We start from the raw sequence: 15932 nt of genomic DNA on the forward strand, positions 1-15932 counted from the left end.
TACATTATAAAAGGCCTGTTGGTTTTTTCTTCAGGCCGAACTTAAAAGAGGTAAGTAGTGTGAAGCGTGCTTGGGAACAGAAAGAACTGATTCACGGTGATATGACTGTCATTCTCGCTCCGGGAATTGGTGGCAGAGTCATGGACGTAATCTATAAAGGGCGGTCTCTACTATTCATTAATGAGGACCTGCTTGGGTTAACCCCGAGCCCTGAAACGGGTGAGTTGAATCGGTTTCCCAGTCGCGCTGCGCATATTCCATTCCCTTTATGGGGAGGCGAAAAAACATGGTTAGCCCCTGAAGATGGCTGGAAGAATGGAGTACCAGATCCGATGTTGGATTCTGCTCCCTACGAATTCGACAGTGTAAGCTCTCTGTCTGCGATGATGTCGAGCAAAGCCAATCCAGATGGTTTATCTCTTTATAGGCATGTGACACTGTCACAATCTGTGTCAAATAGATTTGAAATTCACCATAAGCTGGTTAACGGCGGCACTCGCCCCTTAGATGCAGGGCTATGGTCTGTAATGATGTTGAAAAAAAGCGCCATGCTCTCCTTTTGCCACACAGCAGGGGTTGCAGACGTCAAAACGGTTTTTGGCAATCCGATGTCTTGTGTATCGAAAAATGACACGGGAGGTGTTGTTTCATGCACAAAAAACAACGAATTCAAGGTTGGCGTGCATCCGGATTCCAACAAAGCATATGCATTTCTTCCTGAAGAAGAGGCAGAAGAGACAGAATATGCATCTGAGGGCATTCTCCTGTGCGCGACCATTGACCGATTATTCAGTGCTGAAAATTACGCCCATGGCCATGCCTTGGAGATTTATAACTCAGCACATTACCCATATTGTGAATTAGAGTGGCATGGGCCTCTAAATACATTATTACCTGATGAAAGTATTGAAATGTCGATGATCTTTGATATTCGAGAATGTTCTAAGTCAGAGTTCCTAAATATATTTAAATGATGCTTTTTTACCATGGAGTGGCCAAATGAAAAGAGTAGTAATAACCGGAGCCTCTGGGCATTTGGGTAAGAAGTTATTCGACCACCTGAAAAATCAAGAGGGTTTCAGTGTCATTGGTTTGGATATCAGGCCGAATGAAGCTGAGGGAATATATTTTTCGGATTTTACCGAATACAACAAGCAATGGATTGATTTACTTGATGGGGCTGATGTTCTTGTTCATTTGGCTGCGGACAGGGAGCCCGATGCTTCATGGGAATCTGCAATTAAAAATAATATCAATGGAACGATGAATTTATATCAGGCATGTAAAGAATCTGGAGTTAAACGTGTCGTGTTTGCTAGTTCCAATTGGCTGCATGGCGGATATCGCTTCACAGATGACGTTCTTCGTTCTGATCTGTGTCCATTCCCAGTTAACGCCTACGGTGTTGCAAAGCTGTTTGGTGAAAGAGTGGGCGAGTATTTTTCGCGTTTCGGCGGCTTGTCTGTCGTTTGCATGCGAATCGGTTGGACACAATGGACGCATGATAATCAGCCTGGTGATCACATGGCGATGGGGCGCTGGGGGCAGGAAATGTGGCTGAGTGACACCGACTTTCTTAATGGAATGCAGTGTGCCATTGAAGCGGAAAATATTCAGTTTGAAGTGTTGAACTTAATGTCTGAAAACGAAGGGATGCGTTGGGATATCAGTGAGACCACGAATAAGATTGGATACGTGCCCAATGACAAATCGCACCCGAACATGTCTTTTAAATCAAAGTTTAAATCACTTGTTTATTCTATTTTTGTTCGAAAAATTCCTCAGTTTTTAGAAAAACGACTGTATGGCTGGTAATGGAAGTACTTCAGATGAACGTGGCAGAACTTATCGTTGATTGTAATAACGAACATGGTGAAGGTGTCTTTTGGGATGCGATGAATAAGAAGATTTGGTGGACAGATATTTTTGCCAAAAAAATATGGTCTTTCGATCCTGAAACAGCCAGTACAGCATCTTTTGATATGCCGAGCCCTGTTTGTTGTTTTGCACCACGAGCGCGGGGCGGGTTTATTATCGCGTTCAATGATCGAGTGTCGTTATTTGATTTAGACAAAGGTGAATTGGAATGTATTCATCAGTTTGAACCTAGTAATCCCAATACCCGTTTGAATGATGGTCGAACTGACCGCGATGGTAATTTCATTGCTGGCGGGATGAACGATGTGACGTTTGAAGCCGACTCTAGTGTGATTAGGGTGGGGCATGATCATTCAGTTGAAACCCTGATTGATAACGTGGCATGCGCCAACTCGATTTGTTTCAGTCCCAAGGGTGACAGCATGTATTTTGCTGATACGCCAAGTGGCGAAATCATTGAATACGCCTATCAACCCTGTTCCCCATCATTAGTTAAATCTCGCCAACTGATGTCTTTCAATGATGAACCCGGTATCCCTGACGGCTCTTGTGTGGACAGCGAGGGTGGTGTTTGGAATGCCGAATGGGAAGGCGGGCGTGTCGTGCGTATTAATTCAAAAGGCGAGGTCGATTTCATTGTTCAAGTTCCCGTCTGCAAGCCAACGTGCTGCGCATTTGGTGGAGAGAACTTGGACACATTGTTCATCACAACCTCTCGGTTGTTGAGTTCTGACCACGTGATTCAATCTGAACCTGGTACGGGCGGTCTTTTTGCCATCAAGCCCGGATTCACAGGTGTGGTTGATAGCGTGTTTCGTGGATAGAAGGAAGTAAACGAAATGAACGGATGTATTAACAAAGCGATTAACTACCTCGGGCTTCTCGGCTTAATGGTCACGGGCTATGCCGTGGCGGGAGACTACCCTTCGCCCGTCCCATTGAAAAGTGGTGCTCAGGCGGCGATGACAACGGTAAAACCAAACGATGATAGCTATCGCGTAGCCTACATGCCGCCGGCAACCGAATTTGCCTACTATCTCGCCATTGGCGAGGGGATTAACCAAGTAGCAGACTCAACCAAGACTGATGTGTTCATGCTTGCCCCCCAGAGCGGCGCTGACATCAATGCGCAAATGGGCATGATTCAGGATGTCCTCACTCAAGATATTGATGCCATTGTTTTCAGTACACACGACGAGCACGCTGCCGAGCCACTCATTAAGCGAGCGGTGGATAAGGGGATCGCCGTCATTATGATTAATTCGGATATTCCTGATTTTCCAACGCCCATTCACGGTGTGGTGGGATATGCGCAGCGCAATGGAACTCAGAATCTGGCCAAGTGGGTTGAAAAGCAGGTCGGTGAAGGCGAGGTGAGTGTGGGCATTATCGAAGGGCAACCGGGATACCACTCCACGGAACGCGTTGGTGGTTTTCTTGAAGGAATTAAAGGTGCTAATAACATAAACGTCGTTTCTTCCATTGATGGAAAATGGAATGTTGAGGGCGGGAATACTGCTGCCATGGACATGTTGCAATCACACCCTGACATCAAACTTATCTTTGCTGCGAACGACAATATGGCGATTGGTGCAGGTTATGCGGCAAAAGCGTTAGGTCGACGTGACATCACTATCCTTGGGAACGATGGAGACACGGCAGGGTTAGAGGAAATTGCATCGAATAACATCACAGCAACCGTAAACACATCGCCGTATGAAATGGGACAGATTGCAATGCGAGTGGTACTCGACACATTGAACGGAAAGTTTGAAGGGGGCTGGATCGAAACACCTACGACGATTGTTCACGAAGATAATGTGGTCGATGTATTGCGTAACCCAGACGCACTTTACCCTAAGCCTTCACGAGAATACTAAGCCTCCTCAAAAGTACTAAGTAGTCACTGACAAAGCGGCGGTGGTGTTAGAAAGGAATTAATCATGCAAGTGCCTTTGTGGGAAGTGAAAAACCTGACCAAATGGTACCCCGGCGTTTTGGCTAACGACCATGTGTCGATTCGATTTGAAGAGGGATCGATTCATGGGTTGCTTGGCGAAAATGGGTGCGGTAAATCGACACTTATCAAGACGTTATCAGGTGTGCAAAAGCCCGATGAAGGCGAGCTATTATATCGCGGAGAGGCGGTGACCTTCCAAGAACCGCTTGACGCCTTTAGATGTGGTATAGCTACCGTTTTTCAAGAGTTTTCCGTTGTGCCTACGTTGTCGGTGGCGGAGAACGTCTTCCTTGGAAGAATGCCAACCACCCGCTGGGGCGCTATTGACTGGGATGAAACAGTAAGGCAAACCGAACGTGTGCTGGAGGAAATGGATGTCAACATTTCTCCTAACACCATCACGGCAGATTTGTCTGTTGGTGAGCAGCAGCTTGTGGAAATCGCAAAAGCGTTGGCGGCAAATGCCAAGATGATCATCTTGGATGAACCCACTGCGGCATTGGGTATTGCTGAAATCGACAGTCTTCATCGATTGTTGCGCCGGATGAGAGATAAAGGCTGCGCAATATTGTACGTCTCTCATCGTCTTGATGAGGTTGAACAAATTGTCGATGAAGTGACGATATTGCGCAGTGGCCGTGTGGTTGAGCGTTTTGAACAGTCTGATTCAAACATTACAGTCGAACGAATCGTCTCTTCCATGATGGGAGAAAGTGTCGATGCGCCGTACCCCAAACAACGGAATAGTCAGCAAGATGTTCTGCTTGAGGTTTCTGACCTTAAAACGAAGACCGGAGTGAGCAATACCTCGTTTTCTTTACACCGCGGAGAAGTGCTTGGTTTGGGCGGTGTACTGGGCTCAGGAAGAACAGAGATCGCCAATGCCCTATACGGCATCGATCCGCTTGTTGATGGCCGCATTGCACTACATGGTAAGGCCATTGAGATAAACGGACCCATCGATGCATTGCAGCATGGTATTGCCTTGGTACCCGAAAACCGGAAATTTGATGGGCTTTTCTTCAACTTTACGGCGAAAGGCAACATCACCTCATCAAATCTCTCCGAAATTTCGCGTTTTGGGTGTCTGGACATTGGGCAAGAAGAACAAATCACTAAAGACTTTATCGAGGATTTAGAAATTTCACCCACAGCAGATCAGAAGAGTGTTGGGCTTTTGTCTGGCGGCAACCAACAAAAAATCGTGATTGCGCGTTGTCTATTTTCAAAAGCCGATGTCCTCATTCTGGATGAACCCACCCAAGGTATTGATATCGGTGCAAAGCTGGCCGTTTACAACCTCATCAATAAACTGACTGAGAAAGGCAAAGCGATCATTTTGATCAGCTCTGATCACGATGAACTTTTAGCAATGAGTGACAGGATTGCTCTCGTTCGACATGGAAAAGTGGTGAGTGTTCGTCAGGCAAAGGATGTCGATCATCATGAATTGGTGAAAGCAACGTCTGACTAAATGAGTGGAGTAGGGAAGCAAGAATGAAGAAGATTTTCGATGAGCAGTTGATAGGGCCGATGTTTGCACTATTGGTTGTAGCAACGATTCTAGCAATAACGACGGACAGGTTTTTAGACCCCGGCAATTTATCTAACCTTGCGCTGCAGGTCAGTATTGTTGCGTTGATCGCCATTGGTACCACGATTGTTATTATTGCGGCGGGCATAGACCTCAGCTCGGGTTCGATGGTCGCTTTGCTTACAATGATGTTGGCGGAAATGTTGAAGTTTTTGCAACTGCCGCTGTTCCCCGCTATTACGTTAACTTTGACCCTTGGCGCATTGTTGGGGGCTGCGTTGGGTATCATTTCGGCATATGGACGAATACCGACTTTCATAACTACCTTGGCGGCATTAATCGCGTTTCGGGGCGTGGCATTTACATTCAATAACGGATCGCCTGTTTTCTCTATCAACCCTCATTTAGACGTTATCTTTTATGGCAGTTTATGGGGCATTCCTTATCCATTTTTCTATTTGGTGTTTTTCTTTGGGATCGCCGCTTTCATGATGAGTTATACCAAACTTGGAAGGGAAATCTATGCGGTGGGAGGTAACCCGTCAGCGGCAATTTTGTCTGGGATAAAAGTGAATCGTGTAAAGACTTACACCTTTATCATTGCGGGTTTTATGACTGCAGTGGGTGCGGTGTTGATGTCAGCACGTTTAAATTCAGGGTCACCAAATTATGGCCAAACCTTAGAATTGCAGGCAATTGCCGCAGCCGTTGTCGGAGGAGCCAGTTTGTCCGGTGGGCGAGGAAACATTCTTTGCACATTGATAGGGGCGTTGATCATCGTGATGGTTCAAAATGGATTGAACCTGAATGCAGCGCCATCATCGCTTCAAAATATTGTGTTGGGTACCATTATTCTTTTTGCTGTGGGCATTGATATGTGGCGTGCCGAGCTTCAGCAACTCTTATCTTGGAGAGTGAAGAAATCGTAAATTTAGAAGCTATAAATTCAGATGCCAAATATTAGGAAGCATGGTTTCGCAAACAAACCTGAAGGTTCGCATAATAGTTTCGTGGTCTAGCAGCAAGATTTTCAATAACGAGCAAAGCCTGCATATGATGCAGGCTTTTTTGTGTTCGTCCCAGATGGGGAAAGTATCTCTAGGTTGTATGGGTATAGTCATGCAATGCACTTTCGATGGCATCAATCGCCATTTTTACGCCAATCGGCACAGTGCCGTGGAACGGGTGAAGGGCATATACGTTGACTCTTGGCATCTGATATTCCGGTAACAATGGCTTTAATCTCGGGCTTGCCGAGACAATGAAATTTGGGAATATCCCGATGCCGTACCCTGACTCAACCAATGCGAGCGTGGTCTGCATAGCATTGGTTCTGTGCTTCGGAGTAAACGTCACTGAGCGGGTTTCTTTTGTCTGCGGATTACAGAGTTCATGCATAACCGTTTTAGGTTGCCATTGATGGGCAACATAAGGTGCTTTATCCACTGAAAAATCACTGTCTTTGGCGCAACATAATACATCTCTAAACTCGCCAATTCGTCGTTGCTTATTGTTACTAGGTACAGAGCTTCCAGCACGGATCGCGAGATCGATATGGTTTTCCATTAGATCGAGTTGATTGTCGTCATTGATCAAATTGAGTTCGACATCAGGATAATCTGCAAAGGCGGTCAGTAAGGCAGGAACGACCAGCGATGACATCAGTGCATTCGGTGCGGTTAAGGTAATTTTTCCTTTCGGAATCGTCTGCTGAACCTTCATTTCCTCCCACGCGTGCTCCGCCACGCGATGCATTTCACAACAGTACTGGTAGAAGTGTTCACCTGATTGGGTCAGTGATTGGCGGCGCGTTGTGCGTGTAAGCAATGTTGTGTCGAGGTCTGATTCCAGTTGCTTTAGCGCCTGACTGACCACAGATTTCGAAGTGTCTAACTTGTCTGCGGCATTGGTGATTGAACCCGTTTCCACCACATGCATAAACAAGGTCATTTGTTTAAGCTTATTCATCTGTGTTTGCATATTGTTTCTCTCACACGAACAATGTGTTTGTTTTGCTTTATTTATCTAATCTAATCTTGTTTCTAAACTATGTCCCTAAATATCTCTAAGACATGGCGAAACCAATGATGAATCAAGACGCACTTATTCCGTACAAAGCAGGGATCACAGCTTGGCAAGAGGCTTTCAATAATCAAGATGCAGCGGGCTGTGCAGCACAATATGCAGAAGGGACACTGATGGTTGCTCGTCCCTTTGGCGAATTTACTGGGAGAGCAGAGATCCAAGCGTTTTGGCAACAAATCATGGATCAAGGGTTTGCCGATGTTGATTACACCAATGTGAAGTGGGAAGCCGCAGAGGGTGATGATGGCTTCATTTTGAGTGCGGATTGGACCATGAACAAAGCGTTTGGTGTGGTTCACCGTGAGCATTGGAAGATTCAAGAAGATGGAAAAGCTCGCCTAGTGTTTGACGAATTCGAAGTGCAAGGCGAGCGTTAATCTCAGCTTGGAACCCATCAATAAACGCGGAGGCCATGGCATCCGCGTTGTTATTTTTGGCTTACGATCTGAACGAGGCGATTTCTTCATCGTTGAGATGTCGCCATTCTCCCGTATCAACATCAAGCAGTACCTCACCAATGCGCTCTCGGTGTAACGCCACCACACGGTTGCCAACCGCAGAAAACATGCGTTTAACTTGATGAAATTTGCCTTCGGTAATCGTCAGCAAAACCTCTTGCGGGCTTAGCACATCAAGCTTGGCTGGTAGAGTGGGTTTGCTCTCCCCTTGCAGCAAAATGCCTTGCTTAAATCGCTCCGCTTCATCACCGCGAATCGGGCGAGAAAGACCAACGCGATACACTTTTTCGCAGTGTTGGGTTGGGGTGGTGATATTGAATGACCAATGCCCATCGTCCGTGATCAATACAAGCCCCGTTGTGTCCGCATCCAATCGCCCAGCGATATGAAGCTCTTCTGAATGCTCGATGTTTGTGGCGGAAAACAGTGATGGGTAGACCTCATCAATATTCGAGCAAATGGTTCCCGCAGGTTTATGCATGAGGATATAGCGAAAAGGGCGTGGTGATAATCGTTTACCCTGTAACGTAACCGTGTTGTTTTCATGTACCTGTGTCTTTTCGTCGGTCACGATGGCGTCGTTTACCGTCACCGCTCCGTTTTGAATGAGCTCGATGGCGTCACTACGGGTTAGCTCAGTGCTTTTACAAACGAATTTATCAAGGCGCATGCAGGGGACATTATTCAATGGAAAGGAGTCGAGGCATTATCCATCCTCCGCATGAATTAGCAATATGTGTTCGTAAGCTCTGGATACAGAATTCGGCAATCGACGTGTTGGTTATTGACGCCCGTTATGCATGCATACCACCTCATTCGGCGATCTTGTCAGTGTTAAATCCGCCGCAAAAGAATTTTTAATAAAATATTGTTTATATTCAATATGATAGGTGAGTGTTGTGAGTTGACTCTGATATGTGATTGGAAAGTCGAGCACATCCCATATATCATTTTTGCCTAGATTTTCTGTCAAGATTAGTTCCCTATATGCCGTTTGAAATACGTCCCTTCCATCCAAGCGATTTACCATCGCTATATAAAATCTGTTTGTTAACGGCTGACAATGGCCGAGACGCTAGTTCGCAGTATGAATGTGATGAATTAGTCGGACATTTCTTTTCTGCGCCCTATGCGATAATGAATCCTGACATGTGCTTCATTGCCACATGCGACGGAGAGCCTTGCGGCTATATCGTGGGTACCGACAACTCAAAGCAGTTTTCAGAGCGCTGCGAAGGTGAGTGGCTGCCAGCTTTGCGCGAACGATACCCTCTAGAGCAATACAAAGGGAAGTCTGCGAGTGATTGGGTAGTAAACAAGATCCACGAGGGCAATGCGCCTCGGCCTGAATTTGATGCGTATCCAGCTCATTTTCACATCAATTGTTTGCCAGAAACGCAAGGATTCGGCGTCGGAAGAAAGTTGATTATGACGCTTATAGAGCGCTTGATGGCATCCAAAATATCAGGTGTTCATCTTGAGGTATCCACCGTGAATACGGGTGCGATTACATTCTACGAAAAACTCGGGTTTACCCAGATAGCAACGTTCGAACATTCCTTGGGATATGGCATGGAGCTATGCGCGCAATAGCGGCAACGTAATTCGATAATCTACAGGTGGTGTCTTACCAGATAGCGCTGATACGGGTGCTAAACACGCCATGTTTTTTAGAGCTGCCGTCTTTTAGAGTTATCGTTTTTTAGAGCTATCGCGCTTTGAGTTCCCATGAAAAAAGGCCGATTACTCGGCCTTTTGATTGTGTGTTTTACCAGAAGTTATGCGTTATGCAGGCTTCAATTCGTCTTGGTTTTCTTCTTCCAGACGCTTGCGCTCACGCATCAGTTCGTTGAATGTCATACGCGCTTGTTGTGCGGCTTCAGACGCTTGAAGCTTGTGCTCCTTCGCAGCCATCGCTTCGTCCGTCAAGCGTTGGATTTCATCCAATTGCTCTTGCGGTGCATCACCAAGTTCCATGCCTGACTCACCTTGTGACAGGGCAGTGGCACGAATCTCTTTCTTCAGATTCCAAATCGCGTTGAGTTTTTCACGCTCTTCTTCCGCTGCAGCCACCGCTTCGTCTTTCAGGCGCTCGAACTTAGCCATCGCCATGCCTTCTTTTGACCATGGATCAACATCTGGGAATTCTTCGATGTTGATAACAGGGTCGACATAGCCTTCTTGGTGAGAAAGGTCGAGTGTCGCGGCTTTTACGCCCGAAATCATCAGCATGACAGCGATAACCAGCAACGGCAAACCACCGACAATAGCGGCAGTTTGAAGCGTTGCAAGGCCGCCCATGAACATCAATACCGATGGCATGAATGACAGGGTGAAGGCCCAGAACAAACGGTTCCAACGCATTGGGTCTTCGGTCACGTTGTTCTGCACGACAGACGCCAGAATGAACGAGATTGAGTCAAACGTGGTTGCGGTGAAAATGATACACAGTACGGTGAACACTGCGATCACCACCGTGCTCATCGGCAAGGTTTCTAGGATAGAGAAAATCGCACGAGTTGGGCCTTCGCTATTCAGAATGCTAACCACATCAAGCTGACCAGACAGTTGCAGCGACAGACCATAGTTACCCAAGATCATGAAGTACAGTGCACAACCTAGTGAACCGAAGAAGATAGAGCCTGACACCATTTGCTTGATAGTACGGCCGCGTGAAATACGCGCAACGAACAAGCCCATGCTTGGGGCAAATACTAGCCACCACGCCCAGTAGAAGATGGTCCAATCTTGTGGGAAGTGGGTGTCTTCGAACGTGCCGTAACCACCAAATGGTTCTGCCCATGTCGCCATTACGAAGAAGTTAGACAGCATACGACCGATGGAATCTAGGCCCGTTTCCAGCATGAACAAGGTTGGGCCAGCGAACAATACGAACGCAAGCAGACCAAGGGCACCCCAGAAGTTGATGTTACTCAGTACCTTGATGCCTTCATCCATGCCTTTGTAAGACGAGTAAGCGAACAGCGCGGTACACAGTAACAACACACCGATTTGTGAGGTGGTTGAAGTAGGAATGCCGAATAGGTAGCTAATACCTTCGTTAATCAACGGAGCAGCAAGACCCAGCGTGGTCGCTGCGCCGCCAAGAAGGCCGAAGATGAACAGTACGTCGATTAGCTTGCCGGTTTTACCGTGGCTGCGTGCTTCGCCAATCACTGGCATCAAAGCGGCAGACACTTTCAATACTGGCTGCTTACGCACATAGAAGAAGTAAGCAATTGGAATGGCTGGGATCAGGTAGATAGACCATGCAATTGGACCCCAGTGGAAAATACCGTAAGTCGCTGCCCAGCGAACGGCTTCTTCACTGCCTGCTTCCAGTTGGAAAGGCGGATTTTGGTAGTAGTAAGCCCATTCGATAGTACCCCAGTAAAGGATACTTGCGCCGATACCACCGCAGAACAGCATGGCTGCCCATGAACCTGTAGCAAATTCAGGTTTTTCGTCAGCATCACCAAGTTTGATTTGGCCAATGTCGCTGAAAACGATGTAGACCATGAAAAAGAAGGCGGCGATGCCAAGTCCAAGGTAAAGGAAACCGAGTTTGTCGGTCATGAAGGTTTTTGCAATCGCTATCCACTCTGCGCCTTGGGTAGGCCAAATGAGAAGCGGAATGATGACGGAAAAGAGGAGCCCTAACGCGCCAAAAAAGGTTGGCTTGTCAATGAGCTGAAAGTGGCGTCCCATATGGTGTATCTCTCCATTAATATGTAAACCAATGGAATTGTGATGTTTATGGCCCTAAGCATCAATTCGCGCTGTTTGTTCTTGTAAGCACAAACTTTCATAATAATTACCGCGTGAATGAGAGGGTGGTTTTGTTGGGGGTTGCTGAATATTAGGCGTGATGAGTTTGACCGGAGAAGTTAACGAAAGTGAGTGAATTAATGAGGTTTTTTTACCAATTGTCAGATTGCTAAACGACCGAGCCATTTTTTGAGCCCAGTCGTTTAGTTATGTAATGATTTTTTAGGAACTGTGTTGTTCGCCCATTCGTTAACCACAATAAATGAGCTTGAGAACTCGCGCTCATTGTGACGACAGCGCTCCTAACCGGCTAACAGTGTTTGTTAGGCGATTTTTTCTGCCTGCATCAGGCGATATTGCACCATGTCTTCGATGGTCAGAACGGGCATGTCGTGTTTTTCACCAAACGCGATGATTTCTGGCGTTTTTGCCATGGTGCCATCTTCGTTCTGCACTTCGCACAATACACCGGCTGGCGATAATCCTGCCATTTGCATCAAATCAATGGTGCCTTCGGTGTGGCCACGACGTGTCAACACACCGCCGTTACGTGCACGAAGAGGGAAGACGTGACCAGGACGCGCCAAATCGGATGGTTGCGCATCTGGGTTGGCTGCGGTTTTGATTGTGGTTACGCGGTCAGCGGCGGAAACACCTGTGGTGACGCCCACTTTTGCTTCGATAGAAACAGTGAAAGCGGTTTGGTTTGCGCTGTTGTTGTCTACCACCATCGGGTTTAGCTCAAGTTTGTCGGCTTGTGCTTCTGGCAGGCATAAACAAACGATGCCGCTGCATTCGCGGATCATCAGTGCCATTTGTTGATTGGTGAGGTGGTCAACCGAATAGATGATGTCACCTTCATTCTCGCGATCTTCATCGTCGAGCAGCAATACGCCTTTACCTAGGCGAAGTGCTTCAAGTGCAGCTTCAACGCGTTGGAATGGGGTGCCTAGTGGAGCAAGTAGCGAAGTGTGTGTCTGATTCATGGTAACTCCTATAATACGTACCAGAATCAGGGCATAGATGAGCGGCATTCGAGGTCTCGAATACGCACAATTCACCGATAAGCAGATGCTCGAAAACGCCGCTTAATGGGTAAACATATCATCCTCTTTCATCCGGACTCTAACCGTCGGCCTTGGCATCTCACCAAGTCTGCTGACCCCGAACTAGGTTCGGGCGCTCGCGGGCTCGTCAATGGTATTCACTGACATACCGCCGGTGGGGAATTTCGCCCCGCCCTGAGAATAATTAATTGTGATGCTCCATGACTGGAGCCAGTAAATACTACTGCGTTTTCAATCAAAAAGGGAGAGTAAAATGACCGTTTGCGTGTTTTATGGACAAAGGTCATGAGTAAAGGTGATATCCCCTGTACTCGCTGAAAATTGCGACGCGTGGCGAATAAGGATGGGTGTTTTGCCGATGTTGGTGTGCATGGGTGATCGTAAATCCAACGAGTTAAGTATCAACGGGTTAGATCATTAATAAGCATGGTAGTGAATATATGGAAACAATTCTGGGTATCATCCGTGATTATGGACTGTTGAGCTATGTCATCCTTTTTCTATATTGCGGATTAAAAAGTGGCTCGCTCCCGCTATTTGCGGGTATCGCTGCGCATTTTGGTGCGATGAACATTGCATTGGTCTCTGTCGTGGTTTTTGCCGGCGGATACCTAGGGGATGAACTGCGTTTCTTTCTTGGCAGAAAATACGGCGTCGCAAAATTGAATCGTAATCCGCGTATTCGACAGTCTGTGCACACCGCCAAACTGTTACTTGAGCGCTATGGCAAAGCCTATATTTTCTTATACCGCTATCCCAAAGGCATGCGAACCATTGGCGCACTTCCGGTGGCACTGAACGATATGCGTTGGGCGACGTTTACCTCCCTGAATTTTGCTTCGGCGATCACATGGACGTTTGCGCTGGTGGGCACCGGATATTTGTTTGGCACAACGCTAGAGAACACAGTGGGCGACAACTGGGGGCTATTCAGTGTTGGCTTACTGGCTGCATTTTCTTTGGTAACGTATTTAGCGTGGCGTCGTGTTGCTGCGATAACCCGAGAGACTCGCCCTGTGCACGAGCATCTTCATCCTTTGCAACAATCTCGGGGGTGAGTTCGCGTGGGCACGATCACGAGGTCAAAATCGAAACGGCCAAATTACGAGGGTAAATTACTTGGTATAGCTTTCTAGCTGAATCTTGTGATTGCGACGAACACATCACCACTTTGTCGCCCACGCTATATACCCAAGCAACCTGAAGATGCAGGATTCAGCGACAGGGTTAGAGACGGTGAACCAATCAAACGGGGTGAACCCGCCCAATACGAAAGAACGCCCTAAAGCGTTAAGAGCAATCGCCCTTTTGGAAGCCGCAAAGGGAGCGATTGCGATTATTGTCGGATTGGCGCTGCACGAATTAGGGGGCGAGGAAATACAATCTCTCTTTGAATCTCTCGTACAGCATCTTCACTTAAACCCTGCCAGCGAAGCACCCAGTGTGATTCATCACGCCATCTCAAAAATCAACGACAAGAACATCACGCTTCTAGCCTTGGGCTCGGTGCTCTACGCCTCGGTTCGATTCATTGAAGCCTATGGATTGTGGCATGCCTATGCATGGACAGAATGGTTCGCGTTAGCGAGCGGCGCTATCTATTTGCCTTTTGAAATAGTGGGGGTGGTGACGCAAGGAAAGTGGCTGGATTGGTTTGCTCTAGCGATCAATCTCGTTGTGATTGGCTATATGGGATTATTGATAAAACGCAGACGTACCGCGTCAAAAGCGCGGTATTCCTGATCTTTTGTTATGACGGCTTAGCGGACGAAGAAGAATCAACCGCTGACTTTTGTTTTGAAAGTGCCCGTTGAAGAAGTTGGCTGTACAGCGGTTTTCCACCAATAAATTGCGCGGTCATGGTCGCGCCCAGCGATGTAATAAGCAGCGGCAAGATCAGTTCGTAGTTGTGAGTGAGTTCAATCACTAACAGAATTCCCGTGATGGGGGCACGAACTGTGGCTGCAAAAAGAGCCCCCATTCCTGCAACTGCAAACATACCAATCGTAATATCCAGTTCAGGAAAAAGCTGCATGCAGATTGCGCCAAAGCAGGTGCCAAAGAGTGTGCCTAGCGCCAGCATTGGTGCAAATACACCGCCGGGCGCGCCAGATGAAAAACATGCCAATGTCGTGATGGCGCGAGCAAAGAACAGCATCAACAGCAGCGACAAGGAAAAAGAACCCGACACCGCGTCAGGAATGAGATTTGCACCTTCCCCAGTCAGCTTAGGGAGGAACAGTGCTAACAATCCAAAGACTGCACCGAGTAGCGCGCCGACATAAACAAAGCGTTTAGTCTCATGGCGATGAAAACGTTCAAAGCCGTCCATCGACATGATAACGAGGCGGTTAAACAGAACGCCAATAAAGCCGAATATTAGCCCTAGCACCAAAAAAAGAGCCAATGACGAGAGTGGCACGGTATCGTGCGCGGGAAGCGGGATCATTGCGCCTTGACCGAGAAAGCTGCGGTAAGTAATGGTCGCCATGATGGCCGCAATCATCACCGCTTTGATGGAGATGAGGTTGTATTTGAACTGAGGGCGCATTTCCTCAATCACAAACATGATGCCGGCGAGTGGTGCATTGAAGGCAGCAGCAAGCCCAGCCGCCGCGCCTGCCGCAACAAGAGTATGACGGCTTTCATCGGTGTCTATTTTGAAACTGTCTGTGAGCATTCGCCCGACACTGGCTCCCATTTGTACCGACGGCCCTTCGCGCCCGAGCACCAGCCCCGCCCCAATCGCGCCAATACCGCCAAAGAATTTCACGGGTATCACTCGCCACCAACGCACAGGGCGAACGCCGTCCAATGCGCCTTCGATTTCGGGTATCCCAGATCCAGCCGCTTCTGGGGCAACCCGTGCAACCAAGAAAAAGCCAAACGCGGAGAGCAGGGCGCTGCTTAACATGATGACAAGAATGGTTGTCCATTCGAGCGTTGAACGCCCATCTAACCAATGCGCACGTTGGTTGAGTACCCAATCAATGGTGATATCAAAGAAAGTACAGAGAAGGCCGGCCACAATACCAACCAATACGGAAAGAATAAGGATTGGCAGCGAACTGCTGTGGCTGGCGAGAAAACGGCGCATTACGCCGGAAGGAGGTTTTCGTTCGGAAGGCGGGGTTGCATTATCATCAGAATTCGCTGTCATGATTACTCTTTCCTGACCTGTC

At 47.6% G+C, this 15932-nt stretch carries 15 protein-coding genes and 1 riboswitch; of the genes, 10 read left to right on the forward strand and 5 right to left on the reverse strand.

Annotation, left to right across the window (positions count from 1 at the left end):
• The first annotated feature begins 59 nt into the window (after window positions 1-59).
• From Q365_RS25480 to Q365_RS25485, 6 genes are all read left to right on the forward strand, one after another.
• Window positions 60-974, forward strand: coding sequence for a hypothetical protein (locus Q365_RS25480; protein ID WP_051563750.1), 915 nt, complete (start codon window positions 60-62; stop codon window positions 972-974).
• A gap of 25 nt (window positions 975-999) precedes the next feature.
• The gene (locus Q365_RS0105275; RefSeq protein ID WP_028022352.1) at window positions 1000-1815 is read left to right on the forward strand and encodes an NAD-dependent epimerase/dehydratase family protein; all 816 of its coding nucleotides are present in this window, start codon (window positions 1000-1002) and stop codon (window positions 1813-1815) included.
• A 14-nt stretch (window positions 1816-1829) separates the two neighbouring features.
• Window positions 1830-2702: an SMP-30/gluconolactonase/LRE family protein gene (locus Q365_RS0105280; protein WP_028022353.1), complete on the forward strand. Its 873-nt coding sequence runs from the start codon at window positions 1830-1832 to the stop codon at window positions 2700-2702.
• Window positions 2703-2717: 15 nt separating this feature from the next.
• Window positions 2718-3758, forward strand: a complete 1041-nt coding sequence (locus tag Q365_RS0105285; protein WP_028022354.1) for a sugar ABC transporter substrate-binding protein — start codon at window positions 2718-2720, stop codon at window positions 3756-3758.
• 63 nt (window positions 3759-3821) lie between these two features.
• Window positions 3822-5312 carry a sugar ABC transporter ATP-binding protein gene (locus Q365_RS0105290; protein ID WP_035024542.1) on the forward strand — a complete coding sequence of 497 codons (1491 nt, stop codon included), beginning with the start codon at window positions 3822-3824 and terminating at the stop codon, window positions 5310-5312.
• 23 nt (window positions 5313-5335) lie between these two features.
• Window positions 5336-6301 (forward strand): ABC transporter permease, encoded by a 966-nt coding sequence (locus Q365_RS25485; RefSeq protein WP_035024543.1) that lies wholly within the window; start codon window positions 5336-5338, stop codon window positions 6299-6301.
• Window positions 6302-6470: 169 nt separating this feature from the next.
• Here Q365_RS25485 and Q365_RS0105300 read toward each other — a convergent pair whose 3' ends face one another.
• Window positions 6471-7352, reverse strand: a complete 882-nt coding sequence (locus tag Q365_RS0105300; protein ID WP_035024545.1) for a LysR family transcriptional regulator — start codon at window positions 7350-7352, stop codon at window positions 6471-6473.
• 107 nt (window positions 7353-7459) lie between these two features.
• Between Q365_RS0105300 and Q365_RS0105305 the strand changes: the two genes are divergently transcribed.
• Complete coding sequence (locus Q365_RS0105305) at window positions 7460-7834, forward strand: YybH family protein (protein ID WP_028022357.1); 375 nt, start codon at window positions 7460-7462, stop codon at window positions 7832-7834.
• Window positions 7835-7895: 61 nt separating this feature from the next.
• Here Q365_RS0105305 and Q365_RS0105310 read toward each other — a convergent pair whose 3' ends face one another.
• On the reverse strand, window positions 7896-8585 hold the full coding sequence (locus tag Q365_RS0105310) for a pseudouridine synthase (RefSeq protein WP_028022358.1): 690 nt from the start codon (window positions 8583-8585) through the stop codon (window positions 7896-7898).
• A gap of 479 nt (window positions 8586-9064) precedes the next feature.
• Here Q365_RS0105310 and Q365_RS0105315 point away from each other — a divergent pair, with 479 nt between their 5' ends.
• Entirely contained in the window at window positions 9065-9508 is a 444-nt protein-coding gene (locus Q365_RS0105315; RefSeq protein WP_245621500.1) for a GNAT family N-acetyltransferase, read from the forward strand.
• 192 nt (window positions 9509-9700) lie between these two features.
• On the opposite strand, the gene Q365_RS0105320 is transcribed toward Q365_RS0105315, so the two are convergent.
• Window positions 9701-11623, reverse strand: coding sequence for a BCCT family transporter (locus tag Q365_RS0105320; RefSeq protein ID WP_028022360.1), 1923 nt, complete (start codon window positions 11621-11623; stop codon window positions 9701-9703).
• A 383-nt stretch (window positions 11624-12006) separates the two neighbouring features.
• On the reverse strand, window positions 12007-12669 hold the full coding sequence (gene ribB / locus Q365_RS0105325) for a 3,4-dihydroxy-2-butanone-4-phosphate synthase (protein ID WP_028022361.1): 663 nt from the start codon (window positions 12667-12669) through the stop codon (window positions 12007-12009).
• A 116-nt stretch (window positions 12670-12785) separates the two neighbouring features.
• Window positions 12786-12936: riboswitch (FMN riboswitch) on the reverse strand.
• A 254-nt stretch (window positions 12937-13190) separates the two neighbouring features.
• Here ribB and Q365_RS25490 point away from each other — a divergent pair.
• Together Q365_RS25490 and Q365_RS0105335 are read left to right on the forward strand one after the other, a co-directional pair.
• Entirely contained in the window at window positions 13191-13808 is a 618-nt protein-coding gene (locus tag Q365_RS25490) for a DedA family protein (protein ID WP_035024549.1), read from the forward strand.
• A gap of 148 nt (window positions 13809-13956) precedes the next feature.
• Window positions 13957-14493: a DUF2127 domain-containing protein gene (locus tag Q365_RS0105335; RefSeq protein WP_081796157.1), complete on the forward strand. Its 537-nt coding sequence runs from the start codon at window positions 13957-13959 to the stop codon at window positions 14491-14493.
• Between the two features lie 7 nt (window positions 14494-14500).
• Here Q365_RS0105335 and clcA read toward each other — a convergent pair whose 3' ends face one another.
• Window positions 14501-15910, reverse strand: coding sequence for a H(+)/Cl(-) exchange transporter ClcA (gene clcA / locus Q365_RS0105340; protein ID WP_028022363.1), 1410 nt, complete (start codon window positions 15908-15910; stop codon window positions 14501-14503).
• Window positions 15911-15932 lie beyond the last annotated feature (22 nt).

The sequence above is a fragment of the Enterovibrio calviensis DSM 14347 genome (assembly GCF_000621165.1).
GTDB classification, from domain to species: domain Bacteria; phylum Pseudomonadota; class Gammaproteobacteria; order Enterobacterales; family Vibrionaceae; genus Enterovibrio; species Enterovibrio calviensis.

What these genes read in the sequence shown, in the direction of transcription:
- Q365_RS25490 (WP_035024549.1), top strand. Translation starts at nt 13,191, where the DNA reads ATGGAAACAATTCTGGGTATCATCCGTGATTATGGACTGTTGAGCTAT.
- Q365_RS0105315 (WP_245621500.1), top strand. Translation starts at nt 9,065, where the DNA reads ATGTGCTTCATTGCCACATGCGACGGAGAGCCTTGCGGCTATATCGTG.
- clcA (WP_028022363.1), bottom strand. Translation starts at nt 15,910, where the DNA reads ATGACAGCGAATTCTGATGATAATGCAACCCCGCCTTCCGAACGAAAA.
- Q365_RS0105300 (WP_035024545.1), bottom strand. Translation starts at nt 7,352, where the DNA reads ATGCAAACACAGATGAATAAGCTTAAACAAATGACCTTGTTTATGCAT.
- Q365_RS0105320 (WP_028022360.1), bottom strand. Translation starts at nt 11,623, where the DNA reads ATGGGACGCCACTTTCAGCTCATTGACAAGCCAACCTTTTTTGGCGCG.
- Q365_RS0105290 (WP_035024542.1), top strand. Translation starts at nt 3,822, where the DNA reads ATGCAAGTGCCTTTGTGGGAAGTGAAAAACCTGACCAAATGGTACCCC.
- Q365_RS0105335 (WP_081796157.1), top strand. Translation starts at nt 13,957, where the DNA reads ATGCAGGATTCAGCGACAGGGTTAGAGACGGTGAACCAATCAAACGGG.
- Q365_RS0105310 (WP_028022358.1), bottom strand. Translation starts at nt 8,585, where the DNA reads ATGCGCCTTGATAAATTCGTTTGTAAAAGCACTGAGCTAACCCGTAGT.
- Q365_RS0105275 (WP_028022352.1), top strand. Translation starts at nt 1,000, where the DNA reads ATGAAAAGAGTAGTAATAACCGGAGCCTCTGGGCATTTGGGTAAGAAG.
- ribB (WP_028022361.1), bottom strand. Translation starts at nt 12,669, where the DNA reads ATGAATCAGACACACACTTCGCTACTTGCTCCACTAGGCACCCCATTC.
- Q365_RS0105285 (WP_028022354.1), top strand. Translation starts at nt 2,718, where the DNA reads ATGAACGGATGTATTAACAAAGCGATTAACTACCTCGGGCTTCTCGGC.
- Q365_RS0105280 (WP_028022353.1), top strand. Translation starts at nt 1,830, where the DNA reads ATGAACGTGGCAGAACTTATCGTTGATTGTAATAACGAACATGGTGAA.
- Q365_RS0105305 (WP_028022357.1), top strand. Translation starts at nt 7,460, where the DNA reads ATGAATCAAGACGCACTTATTCCGTACAAAGCAGGGATCACAGCTTGG.
- Q365_RS25485 (WP_035024543.1), top strand. Translation starts at nt 5,336, where the DNA reads ATGAAGAAGATTTTCGATGAGCAGTTGATAGGGCCGATGTTTGCACTA.